We start from the raw sequence: 26,170 nt of genomic DNA, 5'->3' as shown, positions 1-26,170 counted from the left end.
AAAATGAGCTTCTATCCCATCTGCGCCGAATACAACGACGCCCCCCTTGCCGAGCAATTCGGATCCATAACTGAACACGATGTCAGGCGCGCCCTTAACAAGACAACTTTAAGCCCCGAAGACTTTCTTGCCCTGTTAAGCCCCGCAGCAGTTCCCTTTCTCGAAGAAATGGCCGCAAAAGCAAGTCAGCTGACCTTACAGCACTTCGGCAGGACCATTCAGCTGTTTACTCCGCTGTACATGGCTAACTTCTGCACCAATAAATGTGTTTATTGCGGCTTCAACACCAAAAACGACATTCCCCGCTCTCAATTGGGCCCGGAAGAACTGGAAAAAGAAGCCAAGGCAATTGCCTCCACCGGACTTAAGCACCTGCTTATCCTCACCGGGGATGCCCGGGCCAAATCTTCCCCGGAATACATTGAATCCGCTGTGGGAATCCTGCGTAAACACTTTCCGTCCGTATCCATTGAAATCTACGCCATGACCGAGGAAGAATACTCCCGTCTGGTTGAGGTCGGTGTGGACGGCATGACCATGTTTCAGGAAACCTACAACGAAAAGCTCTATCCGGAATTGCACCCTGCAGGACCGAAACACGATTACCGTTTCCGCCTTGATGCACCTGAAAGGGCCTGCAAAGCCGGAATGCGCGTGGTCAACATCGGCGCCCTGCTCGGCCTTGATGAATGGCGTAATGATGCCCTGAAAACAGGCATTCACGCCGCTTATCTGCAGAACAAATATCCCGAAGTAGACATCGCCGTATCACTGCCGCGTATCCGCACCCATGTGGGTGATGCCTTCACTCCCAAATCCCTTGTCAGCGACACCGCCCTTGTGCAGAACATGCTGGCCCTGCGTATATTCCTGCCCCGCTGCGGAATCACCATTTCCACCCGCGAAGCACCGGATTTCCGCGAGAACATCCTGCCGCTGGGCGTAACCCGCATGTCCGCAGGCGTTTCCACAGAAGTCGGCGGACATACCTGCGACGAAGAGGAAAAGGTAGGACAATTCGATATCAGTGATGGGCGCAGTGTGGACGAAATGTGCGCGGTGCTCCGTAAACACGGCTACCAGCCCGTATTCAAGGACTGGCATCCCTTGCAGGAAGCATCGTGAACAGCACAGAGCAAGGCATAGCAAAATATCTCGGTGAGGACCGTCTGCGCTACCTGCAAGCGGTCCACATCGGCATTGCAGGAGCCGGAGGACTGGGTTCCAACTGCGCTATGTACCTTGTACGCAGTGGGTTCAAGCAATTTGTCATTGCCGACTTTGACCGGATCGAGGAATCCAACCTCAACCGCCAATTCTATTTCATGGAACAGGTCTGCACCAACAAAGTTGATGCTCTCTGCGAGAACCTGAAATCCATCAACCCGGACCTCGACATAACTGCTCATGCTACCGCTGTCAGCCGTGAAAATGTTCATGAGTTGTTCGGCGAGTGCGATGTTATCATCGAAGCCTTTGACGGCGCAGCAGCCAAAAAAGCACTTGTAGAAACATTCCTGCCCACGGGCAAACTGCTGGTAACGGCATCAGGAATGGGCGGCACAGGCAATACGGATGAAATCAAAACCCGCAAGGTCCGCGACAACTTCTACATTGTCGGAGACATGAAAACCGAGTGCAATGCCGAGACCCCGCCATTCTCACCAAGGGTAGCAATCTGCGCCGCCAAACAGGCCGACATTGTTCTCAATCATTACCTGAACAAATTCCAAGAAGCCAAATAGGTATAAAAAATGAGCACCAAAAAAATCACCCGCCAGAACATCCTTGATACAGATATTTACTGTCTTACCGCCCTGAAATTTTCCAAGGACCGCTCCAATATCGAAGTTGTCCGCGAGATGCTCGATAACGGCATCAAACTGATCCAGTACCGTGAGAAGGAAATCAAGTCCGGGCAGAAGTATGAAGAGTGCATGGAAATCCGCCGCATGACCCGCGAAGCCGGGGCCGCCTTCATCGTCAATGACGACATCGATCTCGCCATGATGGTCGAAGCGGACGGCATCCATATCGGGCAGGAAGATTTTCCGGTCCACGCAGTACGCAAGCTCATCGGTGATGAAATGGCCATCGGCCTTTCCACCCACGCTCCCGAAGAAGCACTGGCTGCTGTTGAGGCTGGTGTAGATTACATCGGCGTAGGTCCCATCTTTAAGACTTACACCAAAGATGATGTTGTTGATCCCGTAGGCTTCGAATATCTCGACTGGGTAGTCAAGAATATCAATATTCCCTTCGTAGCTATCGGCGGTATCAAAGAGCACAACATTGCCGAGGTAATGAACCGTGGCGCAAAATGCGTAGCCCTCGTCACCGAAATCGTCAGCGCAGATGATATCGGCGGCATGATCAAAGACCTGCGCTCTGCAATGCCCAAATAAATTTTAAATCGGAACCACTCACATGAAGACACCCCTGAACCGAAATATAAGTAAGCTCCGGTTCAGGGGTGCGGGGTTGGTAACGTTTGAATTAAAACGGCTGTGAATTATTTAATGGATTATTTGTATCCGTAAATCCACCTACACCACTTCTCATTCTCCAAATTGATCCGATCAAAGCTTTGCGCAATTTCGAATCAGACGAAGACCACTCAATAGTTGCATAACCGGCAGTTCTTTTTATTCCTGATGGGGACAACATCCAATACAGACGGGTACTGTGAGCCGGAATTTCGAAATCTCCGGTTCCTGTAGCAATAACAGGCCAACTACTTTGACCTCCTTTAACAATCTGACTAAGATTAGTTATATCGACATCTTCATGATCATATACCCTAACTTTGCATTGAATGGTTTCACCTGTAATATTTGTTAATACAAATCGCGGGAGCATATAATTAGAGGAACTTGTGTATAAGTACACTATTCCCGGAACTGTTATCCCCCCTTGCGGAACAAAAGTCCCCTCCGCCATAGCCCCGCCGCTCATCAGCAAAACCATTGCCATTGCCAATACAATCTTCATTGCTTTTTTCATTGTTTCTCCTTTGAATTAAAATCTAAGAACTATAAACGCCCCCTAAACCATAAGCTTCGATTTAGGAGTGCGGGTTGGATAGTTTTTAAATTAGACTAGAAGGGCTGGCCGTTGTTGATGTATGCAACCCCACCATACAAATAATCATTATATGTACCTCCTGTATACTGAGCTGTACTAACAAGAGCTTTGGTCATCTGCGGATCATTTGAATTCCATTTAATAACTGCGTACCCCATTGTTCTCATTAAGATCCCTGACTTCGTAAAATTAAAATATCGCGTTGAATAAGCAGGAATATCAAAGACATCATCACCACCTGCTGCTAACTGATATTGACCCGAAACAATGGTCCACACGTCACCATAAGAGGATACATTGTTTCCACTCTGATCATAAACATCTACTTTGCATCTTACATTTTGATTTGTAATGTTTGATATGTAAAAACTCGTGTACAAACCTCCTTTAGAACTTCTATAGCTTTTCACATGGGGAACTATAGCACTTCCCTGCGCATTAAAAGCTTCCTCTGCCATAGCCCCGCCGCTCATCAGCAGCACCATTGCCATCGCCAGTACAATCTTCATTGCTTTTTTCATTGCTTCTCCTTAACAATTTCATTGTGTAAAATTAGACACACTAATCAATAGAGATATTATCGGAATAACAAAAAAGGTTCTTTAGATAAAATTTAAACTTTCTCTAAATTGATATTCAATAAACGCAACAAAGCATGTTCGAGCAAAAATAAAATGCTTGCGAATTTAAACGCGGGAAACAATATTACCTGCTAGACATATAAATATATTCAGTGAACATTAATTTTGTGCTATGAAGGAAATAAGTGAGGAATAAATGATCCTACGCCTATTTTTATACGCCATATTTATGCTATTGATGTTCAGTAACACAGCATCAGCACAATCTTTGCACAACACCACATTCATGGTGGAATCCATAATCCCTTATGCCTACATCAGCAATGGAACTGCAACGGGAATAAACGTTGAAATACTGATAGAAGCACTCGCAGCTGTAAACATAAAGCGACCTGCTTCTGATGTACAAATCATTCCATGGGCGCGAGCATATAAAACGATACTTTCAGCACCAAACACATGTACAATAAGCACCGTAAGAAGCCCGAAGCGGGAGTCTCTTTTTAAATGGGCAGGCCCAATAACAGGCTACGAATGCTCCTTTATTTCAAAAAAGAAAAACAAAAAAATAAATATTATCAACAACCTTAAAAGGCTTAAAACTGCAGCAATAAGAGATGCAATCTCTTATGACACTTTGATTAAAATGGGTTTTAATAAGAAAAATGTAGAAGCAGTAGTAACCATAAAAATGCTGGTTCAAAAGTTACAATACGGCAGGGTGGATATAATCTTCAGCAACCCACATGCTATTTTCAATGAAATGAAAAATTTAAATATCAACACCAATAATTATGAGATAATAAAAACAGTCAATACGGGGGATATGTATTGCGCCTTTAACAATGCAACAGATGATTCATTAGTAAAAAAGCTCCAACGAGGCATTGATATTATCCGGGCTAACGGAAAGCTGGATCAAATTATCGACAAATACAGACAACAGCTGAACAAATAATCCACCTCAAGCTACCTGCTTATGGGATGGCTGCAGGAAGATTAGATTTCATAAAACATAACAATCTATTTTATTTCCCTGATATTTAAGTTATAGTTAATTCGTGAGGTTTCTTATGCTTAGATATCTACTTACCACTATCTCCTTAATATTTTTCCTGAATGTCACAGCATCAGCCCAATCCCTAAATGACACTATCTTTATTACTGAAGAGCTCCCGCCTTATAATTTTGTAATTGATGGAAAGCCCACAGGGTTTGCTGTTGATATTCTTTTGGCAGCACTCAATGCAACAGGGATTAAAGCTGATATTTCAAAGGTGCATGTCTACCCTTGGCCGAGGGCTTACAAGGATGTTTTAGCCAAGCCCAACCACTGCCTCTTCAGCACAGTACGCAACAATGCCCGGGAAGAGTTGTTCAAATGGGCCGGCCCCATTGCAAACTATGACGTTGATTTCATCGCCGCTAAGGACCGAATAAAAGCAAACAACATTGATGATATTAAAAAATCCAAAATAAGTGTGATAAAAAACGATATTGCATATGAAACTATTCTAGCTGAAAAGTTTGATGAAGAACAAATAGACCTATCATACTCTGTTATATCAATGATAAAAAAACTCAACAAGGGCAGAGTAGATATAATAGCAGGCAACAGAGAAGCAATATTTTATAAAATGGGACAGAATCATATCAATCCAAAAAATTACGAGGTCATATTTTCGATTGAAACAGCTCCGCTGTACTTCGCCTTTAATAAATATACAAGTGATGCTGTAGTAAGAAGATTTCAAATAGGAATTGATAAGATTAGAAAAGAAGGCAAGCTGGATTGGTTAGTAAGAACTTATCTTCCAGACAATTGATTATACACTAATTGTGTATGAACCCAAAAAACCGCCGCAACCTCTCAGACTGCGGCGGTTTCTCATTTCATTTTCCCAATAAAATTTTACAGTACATTCCAAGGAGTTTCAGCCAGAGGCAGATAATCTTTTTCCTGTGCGCTGATATCAAGATGCACCAGCCCCAACGGTGCAACACGCGGGTCGGGCTGATCGGTGAGCTCACGGGTATCGATGGTCACGAAATAATGCTTGCACGATTCACAGACATCTACACGCTCATTCTTGCGCTCATCTGCCTGCAGGTATCGGAGCTTCTCAATATCCTCATTCTCGCACCATGGGCAGGTGTTACGCTTGAACCGCCATTCGTGTCCGCAACAGGAACAATGCAGCCAGCGCTGCCCGCCGTGGGATTTCAGATAGGCATTGTCATCACCGGACTTCTTAAGCAGGGCAAGATCAGGAAAAGTGCCGCAGACCGGGCAATAACCCTTATGCCAAGCCATATTCTCAATGGCCTTGGCTGCTTCAGGTTCCATGCGGGCCATGAAAGGCTTAAGAGCCATAGTCCCGATGAATGCCAGAGTCTGGTCATCAATCTTCCATTCATCAATCAAGGACCGTAGCATCTTGCTATCTTCATCCCAAAGAGCCTTGGCAAGATCATTAAAATTATCAACCTCACCTACTGCAGCTACGATTTTATCGACCTCTTTGGATATCGCAGGTAGCCCCTCAGTAACGGCCCCTGCAACCAGCATGAACACTTCGCGGTACTTTTCACCAAGTTCCGGCAATTCCATATCCGCCAGTAAGGCAACACCCTGCTCAAAACGCGGGGCATATGCTTCCGGGATTTCATAGCCATTCCAATCCGCCAAAAGATCATCTGCTTTTTCCAGAGCAATAACCAACGGCCCGAAAGCATCAAAAATATTTTCTAAGGCAGGCATTCTCGTACGCAAAGCAAAAAGCCCAGCCTGAACGTCACGTTTTTTCTTATTCTTACCCATTAATAATGCTCCAGAAATATTTGATGCGCTACGCGCTTTTTGACAAAAGATTTCGCTTCCGGCGGCTTAACCCCTTTGAAAAGGGTTTAAGAATCCCAAACTTTTTTAATAAGCTTCGCGTCCATTAACGAAAATCTGTAGAAATTTATTTTAATTAGCCCCAACTAATCCGTCCCTAAGGGCGAAGCCTTATTAAAAGGTTCTGAAGGGGATGGGGTCTGGGGAAGGGGAAACTCTTGCAAGAGTTTCCCCTTCCTGTAGCCGCGCGCGATAATTCGCCCTCGCGAGCGACATAAATTACCTTAGTTTCCAGTTTCACTATATGAAACACCTTTTCATTTCTAGAAGAAAATATCCAGCGGTCCGATTTATTCGGGCCGCTGGTCTTTTATCACATATTTCATTTTCAAAGATCAAATTTGCCGTTTAAGGCTCCTTGATTTCATCCCAAGGTTTAGGTCGAATTTTATTTTTTAAATGCTGATACAGCGTTTTCTGATTTTCCCATTCCCTTCATAATATATAGTCACCTCGCGCTTCCAGTTCCATGGCCCGTTTATACAGCCTACGCACATAGCTTGTAGTAATTCCCAATCTCTTAGCGATTGTAGCGTTTTCAAGTCCCTGTTTTTTAAACTTCACAACCATGGCCATCTTCCTATCCCGTCTGGCCTGTCTTGTTTCGTGCGGTATATCGGCCAGATTCGGATAAGCCTCATAGAGCTGGTAAACAGATTCTTCAGGGGTTTTGCGCCCATGTTTGACGGAATTAAGAGCATCCAGCAAAGCATTTTCAAAACCTACTCTCACGGCCTACCTCCAACCCCCACCCCGCTTGATATTCTCAACAGGCAGCAACATTTCCTGCCCATATTCCTTCTTGAGTCTGCGCTGGGTGCGCTTGATGGTGCCGGGGGAGATCATTTCCCGGATATGGTAGCCGACCATGTAGTCAAAGGCCGCCCTTGTGTACCAAAGGTTAAGATACGGGGTGTTGTTCAGGGCTTCCCGGATCAGGCCGTCCCGGCCTTTGGTCGGTTCGCCTGTGTAGAGCTGGTTAATGGATACGCCGATACTGCTCGCCGTGGATACTGCGGGACCTGCGATAGTGCCGAGAAACCCGCCGCCAAAGCGGTTGACCTTGCCCAGCAGGAAATCACCGTAGATTCCGGCCCCGCCGGACTGAAGCAGGGCCGCGCTTGCGGTTCCCATGTTGATCTTGCCGTCCTTATCCACCAGCTCACGGGGAGTGCGTCCCTTGGAAAGGTCCTTGGCGGTCATGGCCAGATAGCCCATTATAAATGATGTGGCCACGTAGTGACTGACTCCCATGAGATCCAGCCCGTCTACGTCGGCACGTTTCCAGCGTTTACCGGACATGGTGCGTTGAATGTAGGCAATGGGAAAACTCTTGAACTGGGTGACGAACCGCGCAGCCTCGCCCCAGCCTGATCCGGGCCGGGTCCCGCGCACCATGGCGGCCCGTGTTTTCTCATCAGGTTCAATGATGGCGTACATGGTTTCATCAGCGTAGTAGCCCATAAGATCGGTCTCCAGCTCCCGGCGCATGTCGGTGCGCAGACGTTGCTGAAACGCTTCGCGCTGCTCGTCATCACCACGGAAGTTCTCAAGCCTATGTTCAATAAGCGGATCAATGTCCGCATCGTCCAGAGCCCAGACCTTTTCGGGCAGAAGGTGGGTATTGCCGTCAACTTCCTTGGATGCGGCATAGCGCAGCACTTCCCACTTTTCCATGCTGATGCCCTGCCAATCCAGTATGCGCCGGGTGGCTTCGGGCAGATCTTCCCAGACCAGACCGCTAACGTGGCCCAACTCCGTGGAAAGCATATGCACGTAACCGGACTTGTTGGCCTCGGTCCATGCGGTCAAGCCTGACCATTTAAAGAAGCGGTTCAGATGTGAGCTGGTGCTGCCGAGGTGCGAGTCCTGAGCCTCAAACCTAGCTGCCAAGTCTCCGAGAGTGCCGTCAATCATGGTTCCTAGTGAACGGTAGATCTTGCGCTGCTCTTCAGAACTCAGTCCCTCAAAACGCATATCAAAAGCGGTTTTCCATGAATTCAGCAGGCTGTTTCCGTGGTGCCGGGCATTGATGGCCTTGACGAAAACATCGGCCACAGCGGAAAGGGTTGCGCCGCCCAACTTGCCCATGCTCATTACTGCACGGGTAACGGATGCGATCTTCGCAGCCGTGGGCCTCACAGCTCCGAAGGTTTCCCCGTTTAACTCGGCGTACCAGTGGGCCAGCTTGCCGGAAACAACCCGGCCCTGACTCCAAGCGTTATTCAGACGCTGCTCGGCATGGGCCTTGATCTGCGGCTCGGTCATTTCCTGGCGCATGTTGCGCAGCTTCTCGAAATTCACATAGCTCCGCGCGGCATCAACATCATTGCGCACCCGCAGCTTCTCGGCCTCGATGAGGGATTCCAGCATCACTTCCGGGTTAGGGCCGAAGGTATCCATCAGGGCCAGCTTGCGGGAAGACATATCCAGATGGCCAAGCACGTTATCCAGCACGTTACCGCGCCCATAAATCTCATGGTATTGCAGGAAATCGTCAGCACTTTTGAAGTGCAGCACACGGTGTTTGGTCATGGAGCGGGCCAAGTTTGCAGGGCCAACGTGTTCACCCTTGGCTTTCGCGTTGGTCTTAAGATCTTTGCCGCTGGAGATGGTATCGAATACAGATTCAAGGGCTGTGCGGACATCGTCTTCTTCCATATCAGGAAATGATCTTTCTGCATCCAAGTGTTCCATGACAAAATCAACCCAACCCGCGCGGCCCCCAAGGGTCTTGGAAAGCAGCTTGGACTGATCATGGGACTGCGGAATCCAGCCTTCAAGCTTGCCGATGTTGGCCCCGGCGCGGTTCATGCGCAGCCGTGCATCTTCGCAATACTTGCCCAGCACTTCCGCCACCTGTCCGGCCAGCTTGCCCTTGAAGTTCTCCGGTTCCATCATGGCCTTGGCCACATCGTTCTGGAAATCCTTATCCTTCAGCAGAAGCTTTTGCACCGGACCGTCCAATGCTTCCAGCTCGGAAAGAATTCCACCCTGCCAACGGCGTTGAATGCCCCGCATCTTGCGGCTTACGCTATTCCTTGCACCGCTGAATTTCTTGGAGCTGCCGACCATCATGGCTTCCATGGCATCAAGGAAATGAAAGCCTTCGCCTTCAACCTGAGAGATAAAACTATCCACGTTCTTGCGCTTCAGGATGGTCAGGGCAACCTGCTTACGGTTAAGCGCTGCCGCAATGGCTGCTTCCTCAGACTCCTTGGCAAGCAGGTCAACCAGCTCGTCAGTGGCCCGGTTCAGTCCGCCTTCCGCTTTCAGCTCCCTTTTTTTCTTGAGCATCTTTTCAACCACGGCCACGGCATCTGTCCGTTCCAGCCCGCCATCAATTACAGCCTGTACACAATCCGCTTTACTCGGCATCCGGCACCCCCAATACACATTCAACTACGCCAAGTCCGGCTTCTTCCATGTCGGCCACTTTGGCTTCGAGATCCTTGGCAGAGTCCAGTTCAAGCAGATCTTCTTCACTGACCCTGCCTTCAGCTATAAGTCTATCCAGTTCAATTTCTTCCTGGGACTTGCCGCTCTTGGCATCAATACCCATGGTTTCAAAGGCATCAGCTTTGTAGTCCGGGACTTCCAGCGGCTTGATGGGTTCAATGGTTTCTGTTTTCAGATTGACTTTATGTGTGTCGGTAGTTATTTCTTTATTAAGGTCAGGCTGTGTCGGACGATCAGGTATCCCGGCATTTGTATCCCCGTTAAGGTCATCCCCCTTCGGGAGACTCTGACCTTCAGAAACTTCTCGCCCCTGCTTAGATGAATGCGAAGTCTTGGCAGGTGTATCCCCAGCAGGTGAAAGACTGCCTTCGGTAGCCATCGACTGGGAGACGCGGGAAGTTTTTCTTTTTGAAAGGGAATAGGAACCTGTCTTGTCTACGAAGGTAGAAACTAAAGTCTGATCAGGATTGCCTTTCCGTTTCTTGGCTACATAAACGACATGCGCCCCGTCTTCACGGGCAACAGTCCAAGTTATATTGTTTTTGTGCTGCACTGCCGGGTCATACTCGCGCACCACATGCGGAAGACTAAGTATGTCTTCCTTTCTAACCTTCAGGTCGGCTTGCTTCCCGCTTTCCTCCCCATGCCTCCAGATGATTTTGACCAGGCCCCAGCCACGGGACTTATATTCACGGGCAAATTTCTTGTGCTTAACCACAAGGTTGCCGTCCTCGTTGAACATTGACGGCCCACGCTCAACCAGAATTTTTTCCAAGTCTTCAGGCTCTAAAGTGGCCAGCACCTCACCCGGATCACCAACGGGATCTGCGAGTACACGGTCATAGCCGCGGCCCAGCTCTTCCACTTCCTTCAGGATGTTTGAGACATCCACAGGGCGGTCATTAATTAGGTCATCAATGGCTTTATCAGCAGCCTCGGCAACCTTCTGCCGGGTCAGCGCATCGGACTGACGGCGCAGCTTGGCCACTCGCATGTCGTGCAGCTTGGCACCGCCGAAGCCGAACAGCCCACCAACGGCAGCACCGAAGAACACATCAGACATATAGTCGGCCAGCCCTACGTCCTTGCCCATCTTGGCCCGGTTGGGCATGACCACGGCATCGGCCAGCGCGGTACTGGCCGCGCCTTCAAACACTGCCGCACCCACACGGGCCATGGTAGAACCTCCGCGCACAGCTCCGCCAAAGGGAATAAAGTTCACCGGGTCAGGCAATGAACCAACAATCCCGGCGCCGAAGCCGAGGACGGACCGCGCACCGCCGCCCCCTCGTTCCATGATGGAAGTACGCTCCTTGCGCTTGTCGTATTCCTCGGCATAGATTCCGGCCCGGACCGGAGTCATGGTTTCTTCCCATTTGATGCCTTCCCGGTAATGCTCGGATTTCTGCCAGTCTGCTTCCGACATATACGGGAGCTGCTTCTGGGTACTGCGGTGCTGCATCCATTCACTGTGCTGGGTTACCGGATCATAAGGGTTCGGCCCCCAGAAGGAACTGGAGCTGGCCCCGTATGCGTCACGCTCGGCGTTGGCTATGCGGGTTTCGTCCATGGCCACAGCAAGGGTGGTGTCTTCAAATGCTTCAGTCATGGAAGCACCGAGATAACGGCCCAGCTCCGGGCGGTTTTCCATTACCCGGTTGCGTTCATCCTGCGGAGTAGAAAGAGGAATATCTACCATAGATCAATATCCTCCAGCAGAGATGAGGGCTTAACCTGTGAGAACTCAAGGCTTAAAGCATTGCCTTCAGCATCTGTAACCAACTTCTGACTGGCCGGATCAAGCAGAACAAAACGGCCATCCATGGTAATCCAGACCCCGTTATTCTCTATGTGCTCAATGTATTCCGCAGCTCCTGCCTTGCCGAGAGTGACAGATTTGAAAGCCAGCTCCTGGTCAAGGTTGTTCAGCCGATCATGAAGCTGATCTTCCACAGCATCACTGACCATATTCTTGGGAAAGTACACGGCTATTTGATCTTCGTTCAGTGTTTGGTAGTACTTATCCAGAATGGTTGCGCCGGTTGATGATCCGGTCAGCTTAGCCCCGTTCTTGGTTACATCTTCCAGGCCGGAAACCCTGCGCTGCATGGCTTCATTGGCTGGAATAAGCGTTCCAACCCGTTGCATCAACCCCAGAAAATCAGATGAACTGACTGCATTTGTGAGATCTTTACCCTTTAGACTGCCGGGAATATCAGCTGTGCGAGTTGTAGAAGCTGCAACCAGTGTGCGCAGGTCCTCATCCATGGCTGTGGGTAACAGCTCCTGAATAAGGTCAACACCTTCGGGCAGTTCCATTTCGTTGATGACTCTGCCGGAATAGTTGCCCCAGCTACCCTGAAGCTGACGCAGGAAATCAAGCTTACCTTCAGTGTCCGCGCTGCTGAATTCAGACTTCAGGTTACGCTTGACCTGTTCCGGCAGAACTACGCCTGGGCGGCCTGTAAGTTGCTCCTGCATCTGCAAGGACTTCTCAATAGTCATACGCAGCCGCTCTTCTTCGGTAATGTCCAAGCCGGTTGTCGCGGCTTCAACGTTCCGTCCAGCGCGATCCCAAACGTTCCCGGCAGGGTCTTTTTCAAAAGCCTTAAGCCGCTTGGTCAGGGCATCACGGGCAATGTTGTACTTCTGAAGCTGTTCAGAGGCGCCTTCAATTTCATCAGGACGCAGGCTTTCAACCCGCGCCCACTGTTGGCTGATAGGCACCAGATTGCCGGATTCATCCACCTGTCCTTCCTGAAGGAAGAAAGCCATTTCCCTGCGACTCTCCATCTCTGTAACCAGCTTTTGGCCCTGTCGTGCATACTTACCGCCAAGGTTCACGTAGGTTGCCAGCAGATCTGCATAGCCCTCCGGTTCTGAGCCGGTTGCTATAGCATAAGCATTCGCATCAGCCAGTTTCTCCTGAAGGAGTATGGCCCGTTCTTCCAGAGCCTTGGCTGCCTCTCTTTCCTGGACAAGCTGCTCGGCCCGTTCCTGCCTCTCGACCATGCGGATATCAGATTCAATCTTATCCGCAATCTTCAGCTGTTGAGCAGCGGAAAGCAGGGAATTACCTTCCTCATCTACTAGAGATTCCAAAGTCTGCCTGGCTTTGCGTGGGTCCTTCGAGGATTGAGCCGAGAGCATGGAAATCAAAGTCTGATCCTGAGTAGTACGCATGAGCTGGATCGCTTTTTCTTCAGGATAGGAAGCCTGAATATCTTCATTAAACTGGCCTAGCTTGTCGAAAACCAGAGTAGGATCTTCATGATTAGCGGCCGCAAAGTTGAGCAGCGCAGCCCCGGAGTTCTGGAATGAAAGGGCCTTTTCTTCGTTTCTTCTCTTGGAAACAAAGTTCATGGCCAGACCATTGCCACGCGCTTCCATGTTGGCCAGCTTGCTCAGAGCAACTTCTTTAGCGTCAGAGTTCCAGCCAAATTGCTTTTCTATGTCTTTACGTTTCCGTTGGTAATAAGCCTTAGATTCATCGCCAACTTTGAAGCGGCTGGAGTCGGTGCGTTCCTGCCATGAATTCTGGAACTCCATTTCTTCAGCTTCCATGCCTGTGAAATAATCCCGCAACTGGGTTCGGGCCTGATCTGCTTTGCGATCTTCACCGATATTGAAGATAGTATTGCCCAGCCGCGCCAGAGCTTCACCATCAGCAGCCAACGCATTGGGGTTAACACCGTAACCGGCATTACCCGGTTGAACCCGGCCAAGGTTATATCCGATAAGAGTTCTATCCATACATCTGGCTCCCCATGGACAGCAGCGAGCCGCCAGCGCCGAGGAATCCGGCATTGCTTTTCTGCATTCTGGAGGCTGCGGCGGAATTATAATAACCGGCCATTTTGTTGTCGGCTTCGTAGATGATGTTTTTCTTGCGCTGGTTATGGCTGATGATCAGGGAATTCTTGTCCCGTTCATCCATCCAATCAGTTGAAGCCAGAATGGAAAGCGGAGTGCCGACCATTTCAAAACCTGAAGCGGCGTTCTCCGCTATATACTGCGACCGTTCTCGTTTCTGTTTTTCGTCCAGCAATTCCAATTCTTTCTTATGTTCCCGCTCTTCAGCATCAATATTGCGCAGGGCAGCATCCTGAGTGAGGATTGCATTTTGCTCCTGAAGCTGAGCGTTGTATTCCAAGCCGGAATTTTTGGATTGTTGTGCGGAAATTTGACCCACGGCAGATACAGCTGCACCTACAACTCCGATAATTGCTGCCATATTACACCACCTTTGCGAATGTATAGCGGTCCTTAAAATTGGGCGGGGTCTTGCGGCTGAACCCTTCGCAAAGAAAGCCCATGGTCTCCAGCATCTTGACGCTGACTTTGTTTTCAGTCAGCACCCGCGCCTCCAGCCGTACCAGTTTCAGTTCCTTCAGGGCCTTGCGCATTATCACACGGGTCAAATGCAAACATTGCATGGGATATTCCGGTACAAGGTCGCTGGTCAGTGCCCATGCCTCAGCGCACCGGTATCCCTGATACATAATCCCGCCACAGCCGATGATGACACCGTCTTCCCGGACAACAGTCATGGCATAAGCGGACTTCTCAAGACCTAGTCCCAACTCATATAGATTTACCCCTTCAAGGTCTTTGCGGTCCATGGCCCGAAGCTGGATATCAACGGCATCTGTTGCCTTAAATTCACGTTTATAAGTCTTCATAGTTTTCCTAAGTATTAATAACTTGTGTCGGGACAACCATAAGTACGGTCATGGGCAACGGCTGATCCTGACGAATATGAATTACGCTGCCTCGGGTCCAACCGGTGGGGGAAACGAGTTCTTTGTCTCCGGTAAAAAGAGGAACGGCCTGCCCCATAGGCATATTGGGAGCGCGGGAATAGATAACGTCCAGCTCGCCTGGATTCATGCCCATTTTTCCGCCCAGAGTGTTGTAAAATCGGGCCGCAATTTTGAAGAGTAATTTAGGCTTAGTCTGGGAAGTTCCCCGGTGGCTGCCGAATTCAAGAGGCATAGGTTCAACAACGGAGCTATAGCCAAGTCCCACATGGATTTTCTGTCCTGCGGAAGTGAGTTCCAGCTTGCCGTCTTCGGCAACTGTTTCGTTAGGAATCACCGCGCCGTCCACAAGGATCTCAACCTCGGCCCCGGCCAAATGCTCTAGGCCGGAAAGTGATTTGGTCTTTTCTTCCAGATCAAAAGTAACCCCGGCATCAAGGAAAAAAGCTTCCACAGCAGTGTCGTCATTGACGCTGTCAAACTCGGCCTCAATGAATTCCACAAACCGCTTTTCAGTTCCGTTGATGTTCCGCAAAACAACAGCCCAAAGCTCGTCACGTCCGACAGCGTCATTGTGAATGGAAGCAATGGATTCAACCTTGCCCTTGGTTATGATGCGGCTCCAGGCAACCACGTTCTGCTCACGGTAGTAAGTGCAAGCCAGCAAGGTCCCGTCATTACGCAGCCCGTAAATAATGGAATCTGGTGCCTCCAGATAAGCCAGCTCCTTGATTCCATTACGGGTAATGTGTTCCGCAAAGATGGTCATATCGTTGGACGGGTATGAGTCGACCTGAAAATTATAGGCCATCTCCATAAGCCTCCGTCCAGCTCTTTGAATATAAAGGGCCGAGTTGGCAGCCAGCACAGGAACAACTGAAGCTGCTCCCACTGTTGATGCCTGCTTGGTACCAACGTCAGGAGTGCTGAATGTTCCGTTCTTGCCGAACACAGTCCAGGTTCCGCCCTGAGTTCCAACGTAGATCACGTCTTTGGGTAAAAGGAATTCAATGCGGTTGCCCTTGCCGGAGCTGATTTTTCTCTGGCCCGGAGCATCGGCCAGCACTTCCGCATCCGCTGCGGGCATGGTGAAATTCCAATAGTCACTGATTTTAGAGAAGTGGATCATCCCATCCGCAGTGGCCAGAAACAAACGGTCCTGGTAAAAACAGCAACAGGTGGGATGTAGTCCGGCTCCCTGCGGAGCGGAGAAACCGGACAGCGTCCAATTGTCGTGCGCGGTGCGGGTTAATTTCTGGGGCTGATGACCGGGGCAGGTCAGGATCAGAGTATCCAAAGACTGGCAGAAGTTAAGTTGCGCAATGTCTTCAGCAGTGAACGGGGTTGCCCGTTCATAAATCTCACCTTCACTGGTCTTGACCACACCCTGACCAGTGAAAACCCGCATTTTCAACGGCGAAAATTCCAAGACATAGGTCTGGGTTTCCGAGAATTCAAAGGGGATCAGACGTGATTTTTCAGAGTTGCTGACAGCTTCAACCACGAATCGGAAGCCGCTGCGCCGGGTGATCCCGCCATGAGGGTGAACATGGAAGTTCTCAAGGGTTTTGCAGCCGCTGTAATACTTGGCTACATCCACACGGCCAGCCAACCGGGGAGAGATCTCCCCGGAAGTAAAGCTGGCGATGACTGGGGTTGATATGGACAAACTATCCTCCGTATTTTGCTGTCAGCCAGCTTGAGTGCTGGACTAACTTGTGGTTCGTTCCTGTTTCCCGCGCATTGACTCCCCGCGCCTGGGTCAGGGTTCGCTCATATTTAGCAATCATGGATTCCGCCATGGAAGTTGAGCCGGTCAGCGGATAAGCCAGTTTGCTGGCCAGACACTCGGCTAACGCAGCCCTGAGCAATGAATCATAATTTAACGTGTTCTCGTCCCGGCGTACGTAGAGCAGACACAAGGGGGACGGTTCATTGCACAGGATCTTCGATCCCACGCGCTGCCAATTGTCGATAACGTTCCCGGACCTGTCGGCCACCTGTGAAATCCTGAGCAGGTCAAAGGGAAGCTGGTACGCATAATCCCAACCATATGCAGGTTTATCTGCCAGCGCGCCTATTGTTGTCATTTCCTGACAGCAGACCCAGTCATGTGAACGCAGCACCTCATCACGGACATTTTCCCAGTGCTGAAGACAAAGTCGCGCGCCCTGGCTTTCTTCTTTAATGGAGTTAATGCGGCTGGCAGCCAACAGGGTCAAAGCGGAATTGCAGATATTCTCTAAGCTGGACATTCGATTCTCCTAAAAAAAACGGGGAAGCCGTGCGGCCTCCCCGTTTGTAAGTTGTATATGATTAAGGCCCGCCTATTACGCGCTGGCCACCACGGTCACAGTGCCGTTTGTGTTCTTGGCCACAAGCAGGTCTACTGCCGCAGCTCCTTCCGCACCGGTTGTGGCGATGATTACATCGCCGGTATCAAGGTTAAAGTCATTGACCGCATCGTTGAAGTAACCGCTGGTCTTGACGGTAGTCGCCGTATCAGTGGTTTTGTAATGAAACTGCTGCTGGCCCGGTACGCCGTCAATGCGTCTCATCATTTTCCATTCGTAAGCCATATTAAGTCCTCCCTTTATGCGAGCGGTGCATCGTCATCGCATTTGATTTCAACCACGCCTTCACCGTCGATCAGAACCGCACCGGCGGAAATGTAACTGTTCACCAGATGGGCCGCCTTAAGAGGAACCCAGTCAATATCGCACTGGACATCACAGGCTTCAGCCAATCCGATAGCGGTCTTGTGGTACAGGAAGCAGCTACGCACACCGTCAACCAGAGGGAGATCCGGCAGCATCACCCAAGTATAGCCGTTCCAACTTTTACCTTCTGCATACTGAAGCCAGGGGAAAAGCTCTTTGGAGTAATCGCTGGATGCGAACTCCTTAATGTTCATCAGTTCTTCCCACTGGTTCGGTCCGACAATGGCATATCTGTTGCCGTCCTGCGGAACGCTGTTTCCGTTAAGAATTTTGTTTCCCTGCTGAAGCTTGAGCTTACTGAAACCAGTGGCACCGTCACCGATGACGTTCGTTGTTAGGGCTGCCTGACCGATGATACGCCCGTCAATAACTCCACCGAGGGCTGAAGCGGCAATGACCTGAGAGGTCTTGCGTTCATCGTGCTGAATTTTAAATTCATCCAGTTTGTCCACCAGTTCCGCAGCATACCAGTCTCCCAAAGTGGCTGTTGCCGGAGTGTGATCCGGGTTCATGAGCGGAACATCGCCGTTGCGGGTCTTTTTGCCCGCCGAGCCTTTCCCTTTTTTCTGAAAAGTAACATCCTTGCCGGTTACGTTAGTCTTGGTACGCACTGTATTACGCAGTTTGGAGCCGCCCTGACCCGAATAGATAATGTGTACACCGTCTTCAAATTCAGAAGTAAAGGCTGCACTGACATCGTTCTTGCCCATATTATTCTCCCTGTTCAGTTAATTCTTTATATCCTTCCCGTACCTTCTTCACATAAGCATCATCCCGTTTAGTGGGATCGCTGAAGCGCGGGTCCTGTTGCATCTTTCGCAGTTCCTCACGGGTATAAACCCCTGACTTACCTTTCTTCGGCCCTTTGAACTTACTTTCAGTCACCAGCGGCGCAATCTCGGCGAAAGCATTCAATACTTCCACCTTGTTTCCGGCAGAACCAAGAGCCTTAAGAAGTTCATCACCGCCGATAGCCTTAGCCGCGCTCAAGGCGGCATCTGCCATTTTAGCGGCATTCTTGCCGTGCTGTTTCTTGAACAGTTCAACCTGTTCCTTGCGGTCAATTTCGACTTCGCTGTCTTCCGCAAGATCACCTAATTCTTCGGCCTTATTGGCTACCCAGTCGCAAACACCATTGAACTGTTCTTTGTTCAGGTTCAGTTTCTTGGCTACGCCCCTGAATTCATCGCTGATTTCGTCCTGCATCTCAGCCATGCTTTCCGGGTATTCGTATTCAGCACCGTCTTCCGGCACGCCCATGGCTTTGAAGAACTCAGCCATTTCTTCCGGGGTGGCATCTTCACCGGGGATCATGAACTTGGGTGCATCTCCTTTAGGGTATTCACCTTCTTCTCCAGAATCCTCGCCATTTTCTTCGCCGTCACCATTCAGGTTCTGCTCGTCGGAAGTATCCGCACCGGCTTCGCCTTCATCTCCGTTCTGAAGCTTGGTGTCCTCGGAATCGTCCGTGTCCCCCAAGCCCTGTTCCAGCAGGGATTTACCCATGGGATTCCTCCTTCTTCTCGGTAAAATTATTAGTGTCCGTCATGAACAGAATGTGATTCAGGATTGACCTGCGGCCTTCATTAAAGTCAGTGCGGCCCGGCTCCGGTGAAAAAGAGCTTCTGGAATGGAAGCCCCTGGCTTTGAGATCCTCCAGCACTTTCTGCCCGTCATCAGTTTCAAACACCCGCAGGTAACGCCGGTGCTGTTCCATTAATTCTTGTTTTTCATCATTTTGCGTTTCCGCCATTAGGGTCCTCCAGTTGTTGTGCCTGTTGGGCAAAATTCATTAATTGACCGGCTCCAGCCACGGCCTGCTGGGCCTGCATGTCTTCCGCTCTTTTATTGCGCCGAGCTTTCACTTCGTCAGGATCGCGCAGGTAGGACGGCGGCAGCGCGTTGCTGTCGCACTGGTGGCGGACAATCTTGTCCACATCAAAGTTATCCATCATTTCAGCACGCTCCTGCGGAGTCTGGGCAAAGGGTGCCAATGAGTTGATTACCTGCGGCAATCCGCTGCTTTCCTGTGCTCTGCGCAGTCTGGTGATTGCGTTTTCAACACTCAGAACAATGTCATCAATGGTCATTCCTGATGGAAACGGACCCAGCTCCCCGGATCGGTGCAGGATTCCCAGCACACGCTTCAGCAGCATGACCAAGTATTCAGAAGTCAAACGGGTCAGCACCGGCTTAACCAGCCGCAGCTTTTCGCTCTGACGGATTAACCATTCCGTTGCCGTTCCCGATTCTTCAGGGGAAGCCATGATCTCATACATGAAGATGCGCAGGATGCTTTTTTCCTTGCGCTCCAACATGAGTTCGGTACCAGCAAGATCAACATCTACAGGCAAATGCTTCACATCATCGCCGGTGCCGGCGCGGTAATATGAAATCCCGCCCGGCCCGGAGCGGATCGGCCCCAGAAAACTGTCATCCGGCACCATCATCGGCCTATCTGCCATTTTTTCCGCGCCCATGAGTTCGGTCTTGCTTATGGCGTTAAGCACCCGTGTGTCCGAAAGTGCGGTCATGCCGGGGCTGCGTCCGAAAACTTCACCCGCAGCCTTTGACCAGCGCGGAACCATGTAGGGAAATTCCTGATAGCCGGATTCTTCCAGCACGGTCTTGGAATCCTTTTCCATATAAACCGACCCGAACGGCATGTTCTGGGCACCTATGCCCTTGTTGATGCCTTCCCGCGGGAACACGGCATGCAGGATTGCCACTTTGGTTTCCGGCTTTTTCTTAGCCATCTCCTTGACCTTGTCCGAAGCCTTGTCTTTCCATTCCTGCATAATGGCCCGTGCGCTCATTTCGTATTCCCGGAACAGGGTATCCACCCGGCCCTTGGAAGACTCGCTGATCACGCACTGGGGCAGCGGCAGGGTGGAAAACCTCACAAGGGTTTCCGGGTCGGCTTCCACGTACATGGCCCCGGTACCGAGCAGGCAGACTTCAAAAAGCAGCTCGTGGTCATGCTGGGCAAAGCCGGTATCATCACCGGTGAAAACGTGCTTCAGCTTTTCTTCAACCCTTTCCAGAAATTCCTTTACCTGCGTGTCATCAGCCTTGCTCTGGTCACGGTGACGGGCCTTGTACCAAGAGTCGGAACCGTCAGTGAGCAAACCGCCAAGGCCGGAAGCCAGCAGGTTCAGCGCGTATTCAGGTGTGGACTCAAAAATCTTTTCATCACCGATCTGGCCCTGCTGGATGGTGCTGCGCTTCATGGGCTGGTAATAGCTGTGCAGCTCATCCCAAAGCCCGGTCCACTTATCACGGTCCTTTTTGGCGTCCGTGTACTGGCTGAGTATGTTTTCAGCTAGATCCATGAATTACCCCAGAGTGGTTTTAAGGCCCTTGGAAGCGACACTTGCCACAGACTCCAGCCCCAGTGCGCCGGTTGCCAGAGTGGACGAACTCTGCCGCTTACGCAGGGTGTTGTTGGCCTTGGCCGCTGCAACGTCCGCCAGCTTCTTTTCTTCCGCTGCGGCTGCGGCTTCATCAGCTTCACGCTGCGCCTGAAGCTCCGCAGTGGTAGGTCCGGCCTGAGTTTCAACTTTGTTATCGCCGTTTAGCTCGGCTAATACGGGGTCATATTTTCCTGTCAGCCCGTAGACCGGGTTGGCGATTTTGGAGATTACTTTAACTACTCCGCCCATTACATGCTCCATAGGTTGCTTTCAGCTCTTGCCTGCTGGCGGTGTCCACCCCCTGCGAGGCCGATAGAGCTGTGAGAGTTGATAGTGTGAGTCTGCCGGGGGCCGCGCCTGCGATCCTCGCGAAAACCAACGGCAAAATATCTGAACGCATCCACCGCATGAGATGACCAGTCGTGCAGCGGCTTGGCTGCAAAGTCTCCAGCCTTCTCCTTGAACTGGCGGCGGTAATGAAGCAGGGCTTCAATGCCCAGATCACAACGGCCCTGATCAAAGTGGCAGTTGGGAATCATGGTTCGCACAGCGTTGATGCCGTCCTGCACCGGAATGTTAGGAGCCACGTCAAACCGGATTCCTAAAGACCGGGCAACCTCAAGCCGGCTTTTTCCCGTACCCAGTTCGCGTACCCGGATATCGTGAGGCGCAATGTGCCGTCCGTAGCTGTACGGTTTCTCACTGAGCACGTTGGCGTAGTGGTCCAAGCCTTCGCCGCTGGCCTCGTAGTAGTCGATCACAGCGTACTTGCCTCCGGGATACGCCTGCACGAACCAGATTGAAGTCGAATCGCTCATGCCAAGGTCCCATGAAGTATGAACAGGCAAGCTGGAATCGTAAGAGACATTAGCGATACGTTTGTCCCGCTCGGCATCTGCCATCAGCCTGCCGAAGAACGCGCCCTTGATTGCCGCCATGAAGCTGCATTCCATCTCCTGTTCGTATTCTTCAGGAGACATATCCGCCTTCATGGCTTCCAGTTCTTCAGGATCAAGGATTCCTGTCTCGGAAGCACGATAAAGTGCCGCAAACCAGTTCGGGTCGTTCTTGGCCCGCTGGTACAATTTCCAAAGGACGTTCTTGCCCTTGGGTGTACCGATGAAATCAGCCCAGCCCTTACGGTCAGCTAATGCAGGACGGACGATTTCAGTCCATGTGTTCCATGGCATCTGTTCGATCTCGTCAAAGATCACGCCGTCAAAATACAAACCGCGCAGGCTGTCCGGGTTGTTGGCTCCAAGAAGCTGAATGACCTTTTGCCGTCCCTTGGAATCTCTGGGAAAGCATGCTTTCAGCTCTGCTTCATTGAAGCTGATCCCCGGATAGTTCCACAGGTAATATTTCAGGTACGGCCATGCCACCGCTTTAGCCTGACGGTAGAGCGGTGCAATGTATGAGCTGAAACAGTCCGGCAGTTCGGACTGAATACTGCGCCGGATCAACTTGTTGACGGACATGACCGTCTTACCGAAACGCCTATGGCAGATCTCGACAGAAAAGCGGTAAGGGCGTTGATCCCTGTAAACCTGACGCTGAAGAGTGCGCGGGGAATAAGGGATGACAACTTTCTGAGGCATCTTACTCATCGCCTTCTTCCTCATCAGCCCAGGTGACAACAATGTCTCTAGGTTCATCGTCCTCGTCTGCCTTCTTGGCATCACGGGCCAGCAGCTCGAACTTGGCGCAGTCCATGGCGGCTTTCTGGACACGCTGAACAGACAGCGACAAATCCTTAAGGGATTCCGCATCCAGCTCTTCACCGGCCAGCATTTTGTTCGCTGTTTTAAAAGTCAGAGTGCGAACCATCTCAACAGTTGCGCGGCCCAGATCTGAGTGGCGAATATCACCGAGATCGCCCACAATCTGTTCCGCAACTTCACGGGCAACACGCACTTCACGCGCAGCTCGTTCCGTGGCCATGGCAAAACGGTTAAGAGCTGACCTGCTGATCCTCTCTTCCATTTCCAGCTCTTCAAGCAGTTCATTGGCTTGTTCCAAGATCTGCTTCTGGGACAAACGATTGTCCCGCAGCGCGTCCACAACAAAGACCCTAACCTCTTCAGGCAGAGTGTGGATGGATGAGAGCCGACCACGGCCAACTTTATTGTCAGCCACTACAGCCTCGGCTCCGGCTTCTTAACGCCGTCATGCTTCTTGCCGTTGGCAACGTCCGAACCGCGCTTGGTCAGGGTGGCAATGTAAAGACCGTTTACGTCCTTGAGTTCCACCAAGCCCTGATCTTCAAGCCAGCGCAGTTCCTTGCGCAGCCTTGAGCTGTCACGGTCAAAGGCATATTCAACGGTCAAATCCAGCAGGATGTCTTCATTGAGCGCGTAGTTCGCTTCTTCCTGCAGGAAGCGCAGGATGGTAATGCGCAGGTGCTGCGCAACTCGTTCAGGATAATCCACTACTTTCCCCCTTCACGGATTTGTTCTTCCTGCCGTTCAACGATTCGTTCCAACCGCTTCATGACGGCCTTGGTTCCCTCAAAAACACCCAGTAGTCGCTCAACTACCAAGGCAAGCTGATGCACTGAATCTTTGCTGGGCAGGTTCTCCAGAGCTATTTCGTTTTTGCCGATCCGCTTTTCATTTTCAGTGAGCCTGTCGCAGAAGCCATCCATCTTTTTGTCGATGCCTTCTTTGAACTCTTTCATGTCCTGATTCTGCTCTTTGATGGACGTAGCCACATCTTCACGCAGCCCTTTAAACTGCCTGTAAATAAGGATACCCAAAGGAATCAGGACCACCTGAACCCACTTCAGGATATGATCCACGGTTGCCATGTTAAAACTCTCAGCCACTCTTTTCCCTCCATGTTTTCGCTACCTTCTCCGCACTGCGCCCGACCACGTACCCGCCCAGCCCCAGCTCCATCAGACTCCAGAGCTGCGGCGGCAGCTCAAGGTGCGGAGCCTTGGCCCAAAACAAGGCCAGATACGGGTAAAGCAGATAGTTGTTGGCTACGATGGCGATGATGGTCAGCATGAGGATGGGCCGCCATGAACGCTGCAACCAGTTGCCGGACATCTCGGCCAGCATGATCTTGACCCGCGCTTCAAGGTCGGCCAGCTCGCCACGGTTCTGTAATTCCATCAGCTTAAGCTTGGCCTTTTCGCGCTCACCTGCATCGGGCCAGATCTTATCGATAATGGTGCTGCCGAGATCCAGAATTGAACCGATCACGACAACCACCTGACCAGGCCGTATATTCCCCACGAAATGAGATCAGCCAGTCCAATGCCGCCGCCGATAATAAGCGGACCAAGCGCGTCATAATTGTGAGTGCCCTTGAAGCGGGGATTTACAAATGCCCAGACAACAAAGAGCACGGCGATAACCAGAACAATCCAGTTCAAACAAAACCAGAATTTCATCACATCTCCCTTGGGTTAAAAATGACTGCCGACATAGCAGAGAAGCTTGGCGAACCCTGAACACAAGGCCCAGCACCCGAAAACAATCCAGACACTCAGCCCGACAAACTTCAGAAATTCACCCATTACTTTTCCGCTTCAGCAGCTTCAGTTTTTTCTTCTTTCTTGTCCTTAGCCTTGGCGGCTTTCTTGGGTTCAGGCTTGGGCTTGCCCTCGGCCTGCTCACCCTTGCTGCCGTCCACGTTGATGACGGTGATCTGCGCGGTGGCTTCGCCATCGCCCATGGCTGTCAGGAACTTGCCGAAAGCCCGTGCGCTGAATTCGACTTCACGCCTTTCATTTTTGGTGACCGGAAGTTCTCCGGGAAGCACACAGCCTGCGGTGTCATCAACAGAGTTGCCGATGTGGATGCGCACGTAGCTACGGCCCTGTACGTCCTTGATGGTCCACAGCATGCGGCCCTTGCTGGGGGAATGCTCCAACGCCAGCGGATAAGTTCCCGCAGGAATGCAGGACACATCAGGTTCATTCTCGCGCCACGGCTCTTCAAGGCACCAGCAGACACCTTCACCGTCCACGGTAAGGACACCGATGGTCACGTCTTCGGATTGTTCGACACGCCTCAATTCAACCTTCTTCATTCTTTCAGCCTCCATATTGTTGTTCGTGTGGCTCTCTCGGCTTTTGCAAAAGGGATTTGTCGGGTTTTAATCGTAAAAACGTGCAACGATCCCATATGAGCAAGAAAAGACGAGACAGCGCATTTTCAGGCTTAAATCTAGCAAGTGTAGTTAGGAAGGACCAAGAAAGGTAGGAATGCTGGGAAACTAAATAAAAACCTCCCCCGGCACGAAACCGGGGGAGGTAGAAAGGAGGTAGTTATGGTTTGGGACTATTCGTCCACGTTGTTCATTTCAGCCTGTACGCTGGTGGTTGTCACGCGCCATGGCGGGTCATTGTGGCGGATCAGCTTGCCTTCTTCAGCCAGTCTGTATGCCGTGCTGCGGCTGACCCGCAGGCAGTACATCACCTCATCAACTCGCAGGAACGCTTTATTCGCAAGCAGCTCTTCAGGAGTGATGTCGAACTGGTGGATGGATTTCTCTGCATGATTATCGGGAAGGTTCAGCATGACCTGAAAACCTTCTGTCTTTTTGGGTACACAACGCTTGCTGCAACCAAAGCAGTGCAGGATCGGCCAGCGACAAATCCAGTACGCCTTTTCCGGGTTCTTGCACTCAAGGCGCACGTAAACAGCAGGATCAATGATCCCATCGTACACACGGAAACCCTTGCCGTATAAATCTGCAAAGTCCTTGAGGTTGCGCGTTGTCATTTTAGCTTCCTGTTTTTAGTCTTCTTTCAACCCGTTCCTGCCACTTCTTCAACCTTTCAACCAGCCCTGATGCCTGTTTGGGAGTCAGCCAGTTAGGATCAGCGCAGCCTTCCGGCTGCTCGTCGCATACTGTCTGTTTCTGCACCCAGCTCACCGTGGCCTCGCGCGATCCGTCCCTGATCTCGCCCAGCTCGGCCAACTGTCTCCAGAGAACGAAGATTAAGCGAACCTGTGCCTGTGCGGCCTTGGCCTTGGGAGCCTTGCCTTTCTTCATCTTCGGCTTGGGTTCCCAGCCAAACTGTCTGGAGTACAAGCCGAGAAGGTCACCAAGCTGCTTGACGCTGAGGTCTTTGGAACTTTCCACGCCGTAGCGGGTTCTGAGCAGCGTGTAATAGGCTTCATCATCAATGGGGATCTGGCGGCGGCCTATGGCTGCTTTTTGGATTAGTGCTTTTTTATGATTGGTCATATTTCAGACTCCTATATCATGGCCGCCCATCGTCTGACGGACGGCCTTGCTG

Annotated in this window: 31 protein-coding genes; 5 read left to right on the top strand and 26 right to left on the bottom strand. The window is 50.8% G+C overall.

The features are described 5' to 3' along the window. Positions 1–3 precede the first annotated feature (3 nt). From thiH to thiE, 3 genes are read left to right on the top strand one after another with little or no spacing between them, the layout of a single operon-like run. Positions 4–1,125: a 2-iminoacetate synthase ThiH gene (gene thiH, locus ACKU40_RS02455; RefSeq protein ID WP_320174956.1), complete on the top strand. Its 1,122-nt coding sequence runs from the start codon at positions 4–6 to the stop codon at positions 1,123–1,125. Continuing rightward, a complete protein-coding gene (gene thiF / locus ACKU40_RS02450; RefSeq protein WP_320174955.1) occupies positions 1,122–1,745 on the top strand; it encodes a sulfur carrier protein ThiS adenylyltransferase ThiF in 624 nt (207 codons plus the stop codon). The genes thiH and thiF overlap by 4 nt, the downstream gene beginning before the upstream one ends. A 9-nt stretch (positions 1,746–1,754) precedes the next feature. Next, on the top strand, positions 1,755–2,405 hold the full coding sequence (gene thiE / locus ACKU40_RS02445; protein ID WP_320174954.1) for a thiamine phosphate synthase: 651 nt from the start codon (positions 1,755–1,757) through the stop codon (positions 2,403–2,405). Between the two features lie 91 nt (positions 2,406–2,496). Here the strand turns inward: thiE and ACKU40_RS02440 are convergent, their stop codons facing one another. Together ACKU40_RS02440 and ACKU40_RS02435 are read right to left on the bottom strand one after the other, a co-directional pair. Continuing rightward, complete coding sequence (locus tag ACKU40_RS02440) at positions 2,497–3,003, bottom strand: hypothetical protein (RefSeq protein ID WP_320174953.1); 507 nt, start codon at positions 3,001–3,003, stop codon at positions 2,497–2,499. A 95-nt stretch (positions 3,004–3,098) separates the two neighbouring features. Next, positions 3,099–3,605, bottom strand: coding sequence for a hypothetical protein (locus ACKU40_RS02435; RefSeq protein ID WP_320174952.1), 507 nt, complete (start codon positions 3,603–3,605; stop codon positions 3,099–3,101). Between the two features lie 256 nt (positions 3,606–3,861). Between ACKU40_RS02435 and ACKU40_RS02430 the strand changes: the two genes are divergently transcribed. Both ACKU40_RS02430 and ACKU40_RS02425 read left to right on the top strand, forming a co-directional pair. Further along, positions 3,862–4,623 (top strand): transporter substrate-binding domain-containing protein, encoded by a 762-nt coding sequence (locus ACKU40_RS02430; RefSeq protein WP_320174951.1) that lies wholly within the window; start codon positions 3,862–3,864, stop codon positions 4,621–4,623. Positions 4,624–4,738: 115 nt separating this feature from the next. Continuing rightward, complete coding sequence (locus tag ACKU40_RS02425) at positions 4,739–5,491, top strand: transporter substrate-binding domain-containing protein (RefSeq protein ID WP_320174950.1); 753 nt, start codon at positions 4,739–4,741, stop codon at positions 5,489–5,491. Positions 5,492–5,577: 86 nt separating this feature from the next. Here ACKU40_RS02425 and ACKU40_RS02420 read toward each other — a convergent pair whose 3' ends face one another. The 24 genes from ACKU40_RS02420 to ACKU40_RS02305 all read right to left on the bottom strand — a co-directional run bounded on the left by ACKU40_RS02420 (position 5,578) and on the right by ACKU40_RS02305 (position 26,118). Further along, complete coding sequence (locus ACKU40_RS02420) at positions 5,578–6,486, bottom strand: formate dehydrogenase accessory protein FdhE (RefSeq protein ID WP_320174949.1); 909 nt, start codon at positions 6,484–6,486, stop codon at positions 5,578–5,580. A 513-nt stretch (positions 6,487–6,999) separates the two neighbouring features. Further along, entirely contained in the window at positions 7,000–7,296 is a 297-nt protein-coding gene (locus ACKU40_RS02415; RefSeq protein ID WP_320174948.1) for a helix-turn-helix domain-containing protein, read from the bottom strand. A gap of 3 nt (positions 7,297–7,299) precedes the next feature. Continuing rightward, a complete protein-coding gene (locus ACKU40_RS02410) occupies positions 7,300–9,942 on the bottom strand; it encodes a hypothetical protein (RefSeq protein ID WP_320174947.1) in 2,643 nt (880 codons plus the stop codon). Continuing rightward, positions 9,932–11,722 (bottom strand): hypothetical protein, encoded by a 1,791-nt coding sequence (locus ACKU40_RS02405; RefSeq protein WP_320174946.1) that lies wholly within the window; start codon positions 11,720–11,722, stop codon positions 9,932–9,934. Before ACKU40_RS02405 ends, ACKU40_RS02410 begins: the two co-directional genes overlap by 11 nt. After that, on the bottom strand, positions 11,716–13,776 hold the full coding sequence (locus ACKU40_RS02400; protein WP_320174945.1) for a hypothetical protein: 2,061 nt from the start codon (positions 13,774–13,776) through the stop codon (positions 11,716–11,718). The genes ACKU40_RS02405 and ACKU40_RS02400 overlap by 7 nt, the downstream gene beginning before the upstream one ends. After that, entirely contained in the window at positions 13,769–14,257 is a 489-nt protein-coding gene (locus ACKU40_RS02395; protein WP_319778294.1) for a hypothetical protein, read from the bottom strand. The genes ACKU40_RS02400 and ACKU40_RS02395 overlap by 8 nt, the downstream gene beginning before the upstream one ends. 1 nt (position 14,258) lies before the next feature. Continuing rightward, positions 14,259–14,705: a hypothetical protein gene (locus tag ACKU40_RS02390; protein WP_320174944.1), complete on the bottom strand. Its 447-nt coding sequence runs from the start codon at positions 14,703–14,705 to the stop codon at positions 14,259–14,261. A 7-nt stretch (positions 14,706–14,712) separates the two neighbouring features. Next, positions 14,713–16,452 carry a hypothetical protein gene (locus ACKU40_RS02385; protein ID WP_320174943.1) on the bottom strand — a complete coding sequence of 580 codons (1,740 nt, stop codon included), beginning with the start codon at positions 16,450–16,452 and terminating at the stop codon, positions 14,713–14,715. 1 nt (position 16,453) lies between these two features. Beyond that, positions 16,454–17,038, bottom strand: a complete 585-nt coding sequence (locus ACKU40_RS02380; RefSeq protein WP_320174942.1) for a hypothetical protein — start codon at positions 17,036–17,038, stop codon at positions 16,454–16,456. A 75-nt stretch (positions 17,039–17,113) separates the two neighbouring features. Next, positions 17,114–17,362 (bottom strand): hypothetical protein, encoded by a 249-nt coding sequence (locus ACKU40_RS02375; RefSeq protein WP_320174941.1) that lies wholly within the window; start codon positions 17,360–17,362, stop codon positions 17,114–17,116. Between the two features lie 14 nt (positions 17,363–17,376). Further along, the gene (locus ACKU40_RS02370) at positions 17,377–18,213 is read right to left on the bottom strand and encodes a phage capsid protein (RefSeq protein WP_320174940.1); all 837 of its coding nucleotides are present in this window, start codon (positions 18,211–18,213) and stop codon (positions 17,377–17,379) included. A gap of 1 nt (position 18,214) precedes the next feature. Continuing rightward, positions 18,215–19,009 carry a capsid assembly protein gene (locus tag ACKU40_RS02365; protein WP_320174939.1) on the bottom strand — a complete coding sequence of 265 codons (795 nt, stop codon included), beginning with the start codon at positions 19,007–19,009 and terminating at the stop codon, positions 18,215–18,217. Continuing rightward, positions 19,002–19,256: a hypothetical protein gene (locus ACKU40_RS02360; protein ID WP_320174938.1), complete on the bottom strand. Its 255-nt coding sequence runs from the start codon at positions 19,254–19,256 to the stop codon at positions 19,002–19,004. The genes ACKU40_RS02365 and ACKU40_RS02360 overlap by 8 nt, the downstream gene beginning before the upstream one ends. Continuing rightward, a complete protein-coding gene (locus ACKU40_RS02355; protein WP_320174937.1) occupies positions 19,237–20,835 on the bottom strand; it encodes a portal protein in 1,599 nt (532 codons plus the stop codon). The genes ACKU40_RS02360 and ACKU40_RS02355 overlap by 20 nt, the downstream gene beginning before the upstream one ends. A 3-nt stretch (positions 20,836–20,838) precedes the next feature. Beyond that, positions 20,839–21,165, bottom strand: coding sequence for a hypothetical protein (locus tag ACKU40_RS02350; protein ID WP_320174936.1), 327 nt, complete (start codon positions 21,163–21,165; stop codon positions 20,839–20,841). Beyond that, a complete protein-coding gene (locus ACKU40_RS02345) occupies positions 21,165–22,523 on the bottom strand; it encodes a terminase large subunit domain-containing protein (protein WP_320174935.1) in 1,359 nt (452 codons plus the stop codon). Before ACKU40_RS02345 ends, ACKU40_RS02350 begins: the two co-directional genes overlap by 1 nt. Next, entirely contained in the window at positions 22,516–23,052 is a 537-nt protein-coding gene (locus ACKU40_RS02340; protein ID WP_320174934.1) for a phage protein Gp27 family protein, read from the bottom strand. The genes ACKU40_RS02345 and ACKU40_RS02340 overlap by 8 nt, the downstream gene beginning before the upstream one ends. Then, a complete protein-coding gene (locus ACKU40_RS02335) occupies positions 23,052–23,345 on the bottom strand; it encodes an ArsR family transcriptional regulator (RefSeq protein ID WP_320174933.1) in 294 nt (97 codons plus the stop codon). Before ACKU40_RS02335 ends, ACKU40_RS02340 begins: the two co-directional genes overlap by 1 nt. Further along, on the bottom strand, positions 23,345–23,740 hold the full coding sequence (locus tag ACKU40_RS02330) for a DUF2730 family protein (protein ID WP_320174932.1): 396 nt from the start codon (positions 23,738–23,740) through the stop codon (positions 23,345–23,347). Before ACKU40_RS02330 ends, ACKU40_RS02335 begins: the two co-directional genes overlap by 1 nt. Then, on the bottom strand, positions 23,733–24,122 hold the full coding sequence (locus tag ACKU40_RS02325; protein WP_320174931.1) for a holin family protein: 390 nt from the start codon (positions 24,120–24,122) through the stop codon (positions 23,733–23,735). The genes ACKU40_RS02330 and ACKU40_RS02325 overlap by 8 nt, the downstream gene beginning before the upstream one ends. After that, on the bottom strand, positions 24,119–24,313 hold the full coding sequence (locus ACKU40_RS02320) for a hypothetical protein (protein WP_320174930.1): 195 nt from the start codon (positions 24,311–24,313) through the stop codon (positions 24,119–24,121). The genes ACKU40_RS02325 and ACKU40_RS02320 overlap by 4 nt, the downstream gene beginning before the upstream one ends. 125 nt (positions 24,314–24,438) lie before the next feature. Beyond that, positions 24,439–24,954 (bottom strand): DUF5675 family protein, encoded by a 516-nt coding sequence (locus ACKU40_RS02315; RefSeq protein ID WP_320174929.1) that lies wholly within the window; start codon positions 24,952–24,954, stop codon positions 24,439–24,441. A 251-nt stretch (positions 24,955–25,205) separates the two neighbouring features. Further along, complete coding sequence (locus tag ACKU40_RS02310; protein WP_320174928.1) at positions 25,206–25,649, bottom strand: helix-turn-helix domain-containing protein; 444 nt, start codon at positions 25,647–25,649, stop codon at positions 25,206–25,208. 1 nt (position 25,650) lies between these two features. Next, complete coding sequence (locus ACKU40_RS02305) at positions 25,651–26,118, bottom strand: regulatory protein GemA (RefSeq protein WP_320174927.1); 468 nt, start codon at positions 26,116–26,118, stop codon at positions 25,651–25,653. Positions 26,119–26,170 lie beyond the last annotated feature (52 nt).

This window comes from Maridesulfovibrio sp., from assembly GCF_963666665.1.
Taxonomy (GTDB): Bacteria; Desulfobacterota; Desulfovibrionia; order Desulfovibrionales; family Desulfovibrionaceae; genus Maridesulfovibrio.
The sequence above is the reverse complement of the archived record's forward strand: the minus strand, read 5'-3'. Positions and strand labels throughout refer to the sequence as shown.